This is a genomic window from Providencia sp. PROV200 (assembly GCF_049901995.1).
Taxonomy (GTDB): domain Bacteria; phylum Pseudomonadota; class Gammaproteobacteria; order Enterobacterales; family Enterobacteriaceae; genus Providencia; species Providencia rettgeri_E.
In genome coordinates, this window is record NZ_CP096307.1 from 2,424,627 (window position 1) to 2,437,550 (window position 12,924).

The window sequence follows — 12,924 nt, forward strand, 5'->3', positions numbered from 1 at the left end:
TTTCACCACCTGTCCCAAATTATCCTGATTAAGCCGCTATTAATTCCACTCTCTCAATATCAGATAGCGTTGGTTTAGCTTTCACAGTAGATAAGGTATCATTAATCAACAATGTATAGTGATACCAATCAATTAACCACTATCAACCTATTATATAACCATCAAAATGGTGAAAACGTTGCAAGATAATAAAAAACAACCTACTTTTTTTATTCATGACTATGAAACCTTTGGTAAACGCCCTGCTCTCGATAGGCCTGCGCAATTTGCAGGCGTTCGTACCGACCTTGATTTTAATATCATTGAAGAACCTGAGGTTTTTTATTGCGCTCCGGCTGATGATTATTTACCACAGCCAGAAGCCGTCATGATCACAGGGATCACCCCACAGGTAGCATTATCTCAAGGCGTTAATGAAGCCGAGTTTGCTAAACGAATTCATGCAGCTTTTAGTGTCCCTAATACCTGTATTATGGGTTACAACAATATCCGTTTCGATGATGAAGTTACCCGTAATATTTTTTACCGAAATTTTTACGACCCATATGCTTATAGCTGGCAACAAGGAAATTCGCGTTGGGATTTGCTCGATGCTTTGCGGGCCTGTTTTGCGCTTCGTCCTGAAGGCATTCAATGGCCAGAAAATGAAGATGGCCTACCGAGTATGCGTTTAGAACATTTGACCAAAGCAAATGGGGTTGCTCATGAAAATGCTCACGATGCAATGTCTGACGTTTTAGCCACTATTAATATGGCAAAACTGTTGAAAGCTGCTCAACCGCGAATGTTCGACTATTTTTATCAGTTAAGAAATAAAAACAAAATAAGCCAACTTATTGATATTGTAGAAATAACACCATTAGTTCATGTGTCTGGTATGTTTGGCGCATTGCGTTCTTATGTTAGTTTAGTTGCACCTCTTGCTTGGCATCCTGACAACAAAAATGCCGTCATTATGTGTGATTTATCTGCCGATATCTCCCCCTTAATTGAGTTAGATGTTCAACAGTTACGTACTCGCTTATATACACCTAAAGCCGAACTGGCTGGCGAGTCTCCTGTTCCTGTAAAATTAGTGCATATTAATAAATGCCCTATTTTAGCGCCAGAAAAGACACTGCGCCCAGAAGATGCACAGCGAACTGGTGTTGACCGTGACTTATGTATGCGCAATCTGGAAATCTTACGTAAAACTCCTGACATTCGTAACAAACTAATTGAGTTATTTAGCGAACCTCAAATATTCGCAGAGTCCGATGATGTCGATACACAAATTTATAATGGTTTCTTCGGTACTTCTGACCGTTCGACCATGGATATTATTCGTGAAACATCCCCACAGAACTTGCCTGCATTGGAATTAAGTTTTGAAGATAAGCGTTTGAAAGAACTATTTTTTCGCTATAAAGCACGCAATTACCCTGCAACACTATCTTATGATGAGCAGCAACGCTGGTTACAGCACCGTAGGGACTACTTTAATGAAGAACGTTTAACAGACTATATGCAACAAATACAGCAACTACTTGTAGAACATCAACATGATGAAAAGCGTTGTCAGCAATTAAAAGCATTGATTAATTATGCGAGAGATCTCGCCAGTTAATTTATCAATAAAAAAGGCAGATATTGTACTATTCCCAATACCTGCCTTACTTCATTTATATAGCGAGTTTATTACTGGTCATGAGTATGACCACAGCCACAATCTCCTTCCCAATTTTTCCGTTTAGTTGTTTTACCTAAACCTGGGTTCATTGTGTTTGTTGGGTCAGATTGCTTATAGAATGATTTCAGTTGCTCAGGCGCTTTATATAAATGACCGACGTTATGTTCAGCCGGATATTGAGCGCCTCGTTCATCTAATAACGCTAACATTTTTTCTTTTAGTTCTTTCGGGTCAACGCCTTTTTTCAAGACATAGTCTTGGTGCATAACATGGCACATAAAATGACCGCAGTATAATTTATGAACTAATAATTTTTCAATTTCTGGTGGTAATGTTTCAAACCAATTTCTATCATTACGACGCAATGCAATATCGAGAGGCAATACATCTTCCACATCTTTATTATGAACAGCATGATAACGAACCGCAGAACCCGCAGCAGCAAAGCGGTGCAAAAAGGCTTTTGCGCCCTCTTCTGGCGTACATTCAAAATAGCCGCCATCTGCGTTTGAAAAATAAGATTTTAGCCAAACTTTAGCTTCATCAATGCCGTCTCCAGCCATTTTCAACATTAAATGGTGTTCGTAACGATCACGGAACTCTTTCATGCGAGGCGGTAAGTGGGAAGGCCATAATTTACTGAGAACCTGCATGGTACGGTCAATCAGATTTGATGGCAAGAATGGGACTTTATTTAATACTGCATCAATACGCCCTTTAATAGTGAAAAACATTGGCATTTTGTCGGTGCCGAATTTATCAATCATTAAAAAGGTGTCTTTACCATAAACCTCTGCAATATCGAAACAACCACGATGCATATATTCCCCTGCAACTGGCAGGTTTTTAAATTCACTCAGAATATAACGACGTATATCTTCCAAAACATCTGGATTGTTAGAACCAATATAAAATACTTGTGTTCTTTTATCTGCTGGGAAGGTATCTAAACGAACAGCAAATACCGCTAGTTTACCCGCGCAGCCAGAAGCTTCAAATAGACGTCGTTCATCCGCATTGAAACGTGACGGTGTATCGGCATCGACATCACGAACGCGTTCCGCATATTCATGGTCAGACGCTAGTTTATCGCTCACTTGCACGTCTTCGCTGCTATAACCACGATTTTGTAAATTCGTCAGGATCTCTTCTGGCGTATTCCCCAAATCAATACCGAGGTGATTGACAAGCTCTACTTTGCCATCATCATTCACTCGCCCATACAGAGCCAATTCAGTATAGGCAGGGCCTCTGCGCACCAATGAACCACCAGAACTGTTGCAAATACCACCGACAACCGAGGCACCAATACATGAAGAACCAATCAAAGAGTGCGGCTCGCGCCCTAATGGTTTCAGAATTTTTTCCAGATCGTACAAAGTACTTCCTGGCATCGCAACAACTTGGTTAAACTCAGGTAAAACTTGAATTTGGTTTAGTTTCAAGGTGCTAATGATGACGATATCGCGATCATAATCATAACCACTCGGAGTTGACCCTTCGGTTAACCCTGTATTAGCCGCTTGCATCAGCACAATTTTATCTGCTTCAACACACGCCTTGAATACATACCACTGTTCAAGCAATGTTGTTGGAAATACAACTGCGATTGCATCGCCCATACCAGAGCGGAAGCCTTTACGGTAACGTTCTGTTTTATGTGGCTCTGTTAAAATATTTTTTTTGCCAACAATATTCCTAAGCGTCAGTAATAACCGTTGATTCTCAGGTTTCTTTGCATCATTCATTTGTGTGCCTTATTAATCGAATTCGTAATTATCATAGTTATGCATTATGTGTTGTAACAACAATATCACATAATATTATGATGTTAATAGGCTACACGCTTTATCTTAAATAATTCTTAACGGGTAAAAAAATAGCGCCTCAAGGACGCTATTTGATCAATTCTAATTCTGAGTATATTCAAAATAGTTCGCGTTGTAGCAAGGCGCCGAGCAAAACGATCATGGGGAGCATACATAAGTATGTGACCCATGTCGTTTTGAGAACGCAACGCAGTTACGGCACGAAATATGAAGAATATAGCTAGATGTCGCTCATCTGTGGCATAGGCCGCTTAAACATACGTGTCAGCACCGCCATATAGATCAAACCAACTGCTGTCCAGATCAACCCATAAACCATTGAGTCTTCTTCTATATTCAGCCATAACACACACACTGTCAGTGTACCAATAACAGGCAGGATCAAGTAGTTTAGGATATTTTTGAAGCCTGTCATGCGGCGTTCACGAATAAAGAATTGGCTAATGACCGAAATATTTACAAAGGTAAACGCGATTAGTGCACCAAAGTTAATTAATGCTGTCGCAAAATCCATTTCAAACCAAATAGCGCCTAATGCCAAGAAACCAACCAGTAATACGTTGTATGCCGGGGTGCGCCATGTTGGGCTTACGTAGCCAAAGACTTTTTCTGGGAATACCCCATCACGTCCCATAACATACATTAAACGCGCACTACCTGCATGAGCGGCCATGCCTGATGCTAATACGGTAACACATGAGAACACCAGAATGATTGACTGGAAGAATGTACCAGCAACAAAACGCATAATATCTGGCTGTGTTTCATTAATATTCTTAAAGCGTGATACATCAGGGAAGTATTGCTGTAAGAAGAACGAAACCGTAATAAAGATAACCCCACCGATTAACGCGGTTAAGAAAATAGCGCGAGGAATAACTTTACCAGCATTCGGTGTTTCTTCTGAGAGTGAACTTAACCCGTCAAAACCTAAGAATGAGAAACAGAGGATTGTTGCCCCAGCAATGAGTGGGATCATTTCCGTTTTTTCATTAGCAAATGGGTTAAAAGTCCAAATTTCTCCCGTTCCTTCACCGTTAGAAACACCGTGGATCACAAGCCCCGTAAACACCACCATGACACCCACTTGAATGATGGCAATGACGGTACTTAAGTTTGCAATTACGTTAATCCCACGTAAGTTGGCTGCAGTCATTAAAATAACCAGCCCAACAACGAAGATTGCCGGTTCCACATTAGGGAAAATATCTTGTAAATAAATTTTAGCCAATAATATGTTGATCATTGGCATAAAAATATAGGACAGCAAGGATGTCCAGCCCACCAAGAAGCCAATATGTGGGCTCATTGATTTTTGGGCATAAGTGTACGCTGAACCGGCTGATGGGAAACGTTTCACCAATTTACCGTAGCTCAGAGCAGTAAACAGTATCGCAGCAAGTGCAATAATGTATGAAGTTGGAACATGTCCACCGGTTTTATCTGACACCATTCCGAAGGTATCAAATATCGTCATTGGCTGGATATACGCAATACCGATCATGACCACTTGCACCAATGTTAAGGTTTTTGCAAGTTGTACGCGGTTATTCGCACCCGTTTGATTGTGACCGATGTCTAATGGAATTGGCGTATTATTTTGCACGTCTAAGCCCTCCCATAACTTTCGATTGCATACTACTTCGGCTTAATCGACAGTTACTGGGAAGACTTTGCATCTGCCTATAGGCAGAGAAAAACGAAGAAAGGGAGAAAGGCGTGTGAGCGAAGCCACCGAGAGCCCCGTAGTCATCGATACGGCAGCCGCCAGCGCCTGGCCCTGCTGCGAATGCGAAAAAGTAAGCCATAAAAGCATTCCTCAAATCGGTAGCGAAAAATGTTTGCTACACGTAAATATTAAAATTATCTCTCCGGCTCTATGTCCGGCCCCGCTAGAATGAACGTTCCTAAAAACAAAAAAACCGATGCTTCATTTGATTAAGCATCAGTTATTTTTTAGTTCGCGCATTTTGCACGCCATAACTCGAAATAGCAAGTTAAATTGTTAACAAATCACCCTATTTTCTATGAGAAATTTTGATTATTTCTGGCTTTTTGCCATATCTGCTTATAAGTTCTTTTTCTTATGATTTTTATCAGGTTTTAATCAACAAAAAACCCTCTGGTGAGAGCCAAAGGGTTTGGGTTAATCGAGATAGTTTTTTCGATTAGAAGTTGTAGTTGATACCGATATTGTAACGACGGCCTTCTAATTCAGCGCCGTAAGTCGCATTATCGATTCGGCGATCTAAGACGTTATAGACACCACCAACAATGTTTGCGTTCTTGTTAAGCTGATAACTCGCACCTAAATCAAATAAAGCATAAGATGCTGTACCACTTGCCATTTTTTGTCCACGGCCTTGGTACTCAGAGGTTTTACCGCGGAAATTCATACGCGTCCACGTTTCTAAATCTTCAGTGGTTTGCCATGTCAGTGTAGAATTAGCCATATGTTTAGGCTGTTTATTTAATGGCTTACCTTTATTTACACCACTTTTTTGTTCAGTATCTGTATAAGTGTAGTTAGCTGCGAAGCTTAAGTCATCCACAATACGCCAGTTGAAAGTTAGTTCAACACCGCGCATTCTTGCTTTATCAACGTTTGCTTTGTCACTAATAAAACGATATGGTTTTCCAGGTTTATCACCTTCACCATCTTGAGGTACTGTACATGCTCTTACTGTGCTACTATTTTCTTCACAACGCCTAACTTCAGTAATTTTATCTTTAAAGTCAGTGTTATAGATAGTTATCCCTGCAGTAATATTATCTTGGTTATTCCAAATAACACCAATTTCTTCAGTAATACTTTTCTCTGGTTTCAAATCAGGATTACCATAAATAACGGCATTTCCTGCGCTACCGCCTGTTGCTTGTCCCCAGTTTGCAGACGATTCACGTAAGCTTGGTGCTTTATAACCTGTAGTTACCCCGCCTTTAATGGTCCACTGTTCATCAGCATGCCATACACCATACAGACGCGGAGTCCAGTGTGAACCGTAGTTTTCGTCTTTATCCATACGGATACCGCCCGTTAATGCAAAATCATTCGTCATTAACCATTCATCTTCTGCAAATAACGCCCAGCTGTATCGTTCAAGCTGATTATACTGTTTGAATTTATTACCTTCGTCTTTCAACTTCTCTTTACGATATTGACCGCCAATACTTAAACTATGATCCCCCAGTAAAAAAACGCTTTGATTACGGAAAACAAGGTCTTCTGCCGTCATTTTACGGCCTGGGTTTTTTGTCTCATCGTATTGAACATAGGTATCTGTTGAGGCAATATCATAAATACCCGTATGGGTTAATGCCATATGAGTCAATTCATATTTGCTAAAACCGCTACCGTCACCTCTTTTGCTGGTATAACCTTCACGGTCATCACGGTGTTGGTTATCACGTTTGAACTCTGCATCGAAGGTATTTTTGTCATCTGGAGTTAACGATACCGTCGCTCCGCCACTTGCCATAATTTGGCGGTTAAAGCCATTAATGATTTTATCTTCACCACGATGCGAATATTGACCTTGTAATTTTACACCTAATAAGCCATCAATTAATGGACCTGATGTATAGAAGCTGCCTTGCCCTGTATTACCGGAATTTTTGCGTTCTGTAATTGTGGCATCTGCCCGTAAACTGGTCGTCCACTCTTGTTGCACACGACGAGTGATAATATTAATAACCCCACCCATCGCATCTGAACCGTACAGCGATGACATTGGGCCGCGTACCACTTCAATACGCTCGATCGCTGGTAATGGTGGTAACCAACCTTGCTCAATACCTGAACCGTCACTATTTGGGCGTGTGCTGCGTGTATCAACACGTTTACCATCGATTAAAATCATGGTGTATTTTGCATCCATACCACGGATGCTAATATCAGAGCTACTGCCGCCACCGGTGACTAAAACACCCGGTACATCTTTTAATGCGTCAGTTACATCACGATAAGCTTTAGTTTCGAGTTGTTCGCGAGTGACTACAGAAATAGACGCAGGTGCATCTTCAATTTTCTGTTGATAACCTGATGCGGTTGTCACATAGATTTTATCATTACTGTCATCAGCAAATGCAGGTGCCGCAGCGATAGCCGCAATTATGCTAATTGCCACTTTTCTTTTATTAAAAACAACCATTCCCAACTCTCCAAGAGATATTTTGTTTTATATATGAATTGATTTGCTCACATTGATTTCATTGAATCAAAAATATCTTTTTTATTATTTAGGCATTGAAATACCCATAGGAAATTCATGGTAAAAAACCATTATATAATTCAATTAAATTTCCTGTGGGTAATTACTATTAATGAATATTTAAATTGTTTATTTTCAATATTGCTTTCTCTCCTTTTATTTAATGTACTTGCCAAGTGCGGCAAGTACATTATTTTATTACGATATTAACTCGCCAGTTTATCAACCAGCCCATCAATCAGGACTTGTGGAACACCTTGCGAACAACGTTCGATGCGACCACGTACACCATAAACTTCAGCAAGGCTTTCCGGTGTAATAACCTCAGCAGGTTCGCCTTGTGCAATTAAATTACCCTGCTTCAACATTAATATATGCTCTGCATGTTTAAGCGCAATATTAATATCATGAACTACCACAACCGTGATTATATTTCGGCGTTTGGTTTCTTTCGCCACTAAATCCATCACATGATATTGGTAATTTAAATCCAGCGCACTTAAGGGCTCATCTAATAACAATAAGTTGGGTTGACGAATTAAAGATTGAGCCAAGCCGACTAATTGTTTTTGACCACCAGAAAGTTGGTCTAAATAACTTAACGCCAAATGTTCAATACCCAATTGGCGTAATAGCCCCATCACTTCGTCTTTACTATTTTCATTGCTCAAACCGCCTGACGCACGTTGAGCAACAATAACAGACTCAAGAACATACAGGTGCACACCAGCAGGTAACGTTTGCGGTAAATACACCACATTTTGTGCCCGCTGGGCAAAGCTCTGTTGGGTTAAGTCCTGACCATCCAGTAGCAGCTGCCCTGTGGCTTTGTTTAACCCCGCCAATGAACGCAACAACGTGGATTTACCACTGCCATTAGGCCCAAGTAATACCGTGATCTTGCCTCGAGGCAAAATATCCGTCGATAAATTCTCAATTACGGGGCGTTTTGGGTAGCCTGCATTAAATTGATTAATAATCAGGCCGCTCATGATACGTTCCCTCTATGACGTAAAATAATGCTTAAAAAGAACGGTACCCCCACTAACGATGTCACAATCCCAACAGGAATAATCACACCCGGAATAATATTCTTCGACGCAATTGACGCCATGGATAAAATTAACGCCCCAATTAATGCACTTGCCGGCAGATAAAAGCGGTGATCTTCACCAAAAATCAACCTTGCAATATGCGGTGCGACTAAACCAATAAAAGCGATAGGGCCAACAAATGCCACCGCTAACGCCGATAAAATACTGATGCGTAATAATGTTGTTAGCCTTAAACGACGCACATCAATACCAAAACTGATTGCCCTGTCCTCGCCCAGCCTTAAAGCCGTCAGTTTCCATGAGCTCATCATGGCAATCGGGAAAATAAGTGCGAACACTAGCGCCATCACACCCAGTTTAACCCAAGTTGCTTTTGATAAACTCCCCATCGTCCAAAAGACTAAACCTTGCAAGGTATCTTCCGTCGCGATGAATTGCATCATAGAAACCAATGCATTAAAGGTGAACACGAGAGCAATACCAAACAATACAACACCTGAAGTTGCTACGCGCGTCCAACGGGTAACCGCGTCTAACATCAAAGCGGCTAACAATGCAAAAATAAAGGCATTCGCTGATATCACCCATTGGTCAGGCACACCTGGAATTGCAATGCCAGAAACAATCGCTAATGCGGCACCAAAAGCCGCGGCATTAGAGACCCCTAACGTAAATGGGCTCGCTAACGGGTTATTGAGGATAGTCTGCATCTCAGCGCCAGCAAGCCCTAATGACATGCCAATCACCACTGCCATCAACGCGTATGGCAACCGAATATCCCATACGATGACGCGTGTTCCTGCATCAACGACCTCTGGGGTCATCAACGTTTGCCATAAACGCTCAAGAGATAAACCTGATGGCCCTAATGTAAAATCAATAACCAGTGATAATAAAATTGCCGCAACGATGACCCCTAGCCAAGTCAACCGACGACGTAACATATTTTGATAATGTATTTTTACATTATCGTCAGCCTGAATCGCTGATTTTTCAGCCACAACTATTGGCTCGCTCGTCATACTCATCAATTCTTACCCGTTTTCATTACTTTTCGCTGACCCAATATACACCTGTTGGTTCGATGGCGAGAAACTCTCTATGCAATTGCTCCAGCGTTTTTTGCGGCTCAAGGTCGGTAAATTGTTCTGGATAGAACCACTTAGCGAAAACTTGCGTCGCAATCACATTGTACGGAGAGTTATAGTAATTGTGCCAGATAGCATAATCTTGCTTATCTTTAATGGCTGATAACGCGCTAATTCCTTTACGTTCAGTTATTTTTTTCAGGCTTGCTTTCGCATCCGCTAATGAGCTTTGCGCACCTAATTGAACGCCTGCATCTTTACTACCCGGTGCTTTTGCCCCTGATGCAATATAAATATTTGGGTCTGCTGCGATGATTTTCTCTAAATTCATTGTACCAAGTGCACCCGGTAAAACGCCTTTTGCGATATTTTTACCACCTGCTAGGTCAATAAAATTCCCCATATTTCCATCGCCAGCCGTGCCACAGCAATCTTCAAAGGCACCTGCACGTAATTCAATAAAAACACTTGGTTTTTTATCGTCTGGTATTTTAGAGGTGATGTCAGTGACTAATTTTTGGTTTTTTTCATAAAAATCGACATACTTATTTGCTGCCTGTTCACGGTTTAACGCTTTGCCGAGTAAACGCATACTTGGCAATGTGTTTTCCAGTGGCTTATCACGGAAATCCACGAATACAACAGGTACTCCCGCTTTTTCAAGCTGGTTAACTAATTCACTATTTTTACCCGGCCCATGGCCTGATAACCCAAAAATCGCGATATCTGGATTTAGGGTTAATACTTTTTCTGAACTGACGCTATCTGCACTGGTATTACCAATCAGTGGGATATTATCAATTTCAGGAAATTTAGCTTTATAGGCAGCGTAGGTTTGTGGATCTAGTTTTCGAAGATCACCTTGCCAACCTACAATTCGGTCAATAGGTTTATCACCTTCCAGCAGAGCTATTGCACTAAATAGGCGTCCCTCACCTAATAAAATGCGATTAACATTATCAGGAACTTCAACTGTACGGCCTGCAATATCAGTGACTGTTGCAGCCCAAGCACTCATACTGGCACTTGCTAATAACGCTAAACTTATCCCTTTTACTACCGACCTAGCTACAGACTTCTTGGCTACCGACGACATAGTATTAAGCTCCACTATTAACCTCATTGACTTACCTTTTTTTTATGCGGTAACAATAAAGCAAATAAGAATACTTATCAATACGATTATTAGTTTAATCATGACTTTCATCAATGGAATTTTGTGACCACCATCGTAAAGCCAAGCATTCAGCATATTTTATCGCCAAAATACCACTTTATTGCCAGCGCTATATATAAAAAAACAGCACCCTATAAAGAGTGCTGTTTTCATGATAAGTATTTAAAAAAATTATTTATCTAAATTTTCGCGGTAACTTGGAAAGCTCATGTCTTTATAGCGAATAAACGTTGTTTTCTTCGCTATCTTATAGCCAAACCAAATCGCTAAAAATAATGGGATACCAATATAAGTTGCAGTAACCCCCACCCAATCAATTTTATCTTCTAAAAAGGCTTGGTAGTTTTGGCCTAATGTAATTGTTAAACACAAAATAAAGGCAAAAATAGGGCCAATTGGGAAGAAACCTGAACGATAAGGTAAGTCATTAAGATCTTTCCCTTGTGCAATATAGCCTCTACGGAAACGATAATGGCTAATTGCAATACCTAACCAAGCAATAAACCCTGTCATCCCAGATGTATTTAATAGCCACAGGTACACCGTCTGGTTTCCAAACATAGAACTTAAGAAACATAAGCCCGCAACAACTGTCGTTGCTAACAATGCATAACGCGGTACGCCACCTTTAGATAATCGGGCGAAAATGCGCGGCGCTTTGCCTTCACGCGCTAAGGTATACAACATACGCGTTGATGCGTACATACCCGAGTTACCCGCCGATAATACTGCCGTTAAGATAACCGCATTCATCACTGCTGCTGCGGATAATAGGCCTGCATTTTCAAATACTAAGGTAAATGGACTAACACTAATATCTTTAACATCGTTACGTAGTAAGCTTGGGTCAGTATAAGGAATGATCAAACTAATAATTAAGATTGCGAAGATATAGAATAACAGGATACGCCAAAACACTTTGCGCACGGCTTTCGGAATATTTTTGGCAGGATCTTTCGACTCACCCGCAGCAATACCAATTAATTCAGTACCTTGGAATGAGAAACCAACGATCATTGCCACACCAATCATCGCAGAGAAACCACCAGCAAAAGGTGCATCACCGATTTCCCAATTATGCCACCCTGCATTTTCTGCACCACTCATGATGCCAAAAATCATCAATACGCCAACAACAATAAAAATAACGACCGTGGTGACTTTTATTAATGAGAACCAGTATTCTGCTTCACCGAACCCTTTAACAGAGATGAAATTCAGTAAGAAAATAATGGCGAGGAAGATTGCGCTCCAAATCCAACCGGGCGTATCTGGGAACCAGTAGGTCATCACCAATTGAGCGGCAACTAAGTCAACCGCAATGGTCACGGCCCAGTTGTACCAGTAGTTCCACCCAAGTGCGAAACCAAAGCCTTCATCGACATATTTTGCACCATAAGTTGCAAATGAGCCCGAAACAGGCATATAAGCAGCTAACTCGCCCAAACTGGTCATCAAAAAATAGACCATTAAGCCAATGATAGCATAAGAAAGGAGTGCTCCACCGGGGCCTGCTTGTGCAACCGTTGCACCCGATGCAACGAATAAACCAGTACCGATAGATCCACCGATAGCAATCATCGCAAGATGGCGCGCCTTTAACTCACGGCGTAGTCTTTGTGCGCCGCCCTGCGAGATAGTATTGGTATGTTGTTCTGACATTTGTTCCCTGCAATTTATTATTCAGCTAATATCGCATGGATTCTAGCAAAATAGGCTGTGAGAACTAAGCAACTCTTCACTGTTATAAGATACCTTCATAATTCACACAAAATTATAAGTAAAACGCGTTATTGCCAAATCCCCCATTTCTATTGAAAGAATATCAAAAATAGAATGAGGTATTTAACTAAGACGAAAAAGCGCAGCCAACAAGGCTGCGGCTCGATATATGG

General features: G+C 41.0%; 9 protein-coding genes. 1 reads left to right on the forward strand and 8 read right to left on the reverse strand.

What is annotated here, in order from left to right:
- Positions 1-166 precede the first annotated feature (166 nt).
- Positions 167-1,606, forward strand: coding sequence for an exodeoxyribonuclease I (gene sbcB, locus M1E86_RS11130; protein WP_413776181.1), 1,440 nt, complete (start codon positions 167-169; stop codon positions 1,604-1,606).
- 71 nt (positions 1,607-1,677) lie between these two features.
- Here the strand turns inward: sbcB and dld are convergent, their stop codons facing one another.
- The 8 genes from dld to M1E86_RS11170 all read right to left on the reverse strand — a co-directional run bounded on the left by dld (position 1,678) and on the right by M1E86_RS11170 (position 12,691).
- The gene (dld, locus tag M1E86_RS11135; RefSeq protein ID WP_213912577.1) at positions 1,678-3,417 is read right to left on the reverse strand and encodes a D-lactate dehydrogenase; all 1,740 of its coding nucleotides are present in this window, start codon (positions 3,415-3,417) and stop codon (positions 1,678-1,680) included.
- Between the two features lie 301 nt (positions 3,418-3,718).
- Positions 3,719-5,104 carry an amino acid permease gene (locus M1E86_RS11140; RefSeq protein WP_213912576.1) on the reverse strand — a complete coding sequence of 462 codons (1,386 nt, stop codon included), beginning with the start codon at positions 5,102-5,104 and terminating at the stop codon, positions 3,719-3,721.
- Complete coding sequence (locus M1E86_RS11145) at positions 5,094-5,306, reverse strand: hypothetical protein (protein ID WP_004253162.1); 213 nt, start codon at positions 5,304-5,306, stop codon at positions 5,094-5,096. The genes M1E86_RS11140 and M1E86_RS11145 overlap by 11 nt, the downstream gene beginning before the upstream one ends.
- A gap of 360 nt (positions 5,307-5,666) precedes the next feature.
- Positions 5,667-7,649 (reverse strand): ligand-gated channel protein, encoded by a 1,983-nt coding sequence (locus M1E86_RS11150; protein WP_213912575.1) that lies wholly within the window; start codon positions 7,647-7,649, stop codon positions 5,667-5,669.
- Positions 7,650-7,915: 266 nt separating this feature from the next.
- Positions 7,916-8,704, reverse strand: a complete 789-nt coding sequence (locus tag M1E86_RS11155; RefSeq protein ID WP_125891225.1) for an ABC transporter ATP-binding protein — start codon at positions 8,702-8,704, stop codon at positions 7,916-7,918.
- A complete protein-coding gene (locus tag M1E86_RS11160) occupies positions 8,698-9,792 on the reverse strand; it encodes a FecCD family ABC transporter permease (protein ID WP_213912574.1) in 1,095 nt (364 codons plus the stop codon). Before M1E86_RS11160 ends, M1E86_RS11155 begins: the two co-directional genes overlap by 7 nt.
- Positions 9,793-9,811: 19 nt before the next feature.
- Entirely contained in the window at positions 9,812-10,948 is a 1,137-nt protein-coding gene (locus tag M1E86_RS11165; protein ID WP_213912573.1) for an ABC transporter substrate-binding protein, read from the reverse strand.
- Between the two features lie 252 nt (positions 10,949-11,200).
- A complete protein-coding gene (locus M1E86_RS11170) occupies positions 11,201-12,691 on the reverse strand; it encodes an amino acid permease (RefSeq protein ID WP_248466639.1) in 1,491 nt (496 codons plus the stop codon).
- Positions 12,692-12,924 lie beyond the last annotated feature (233 nt).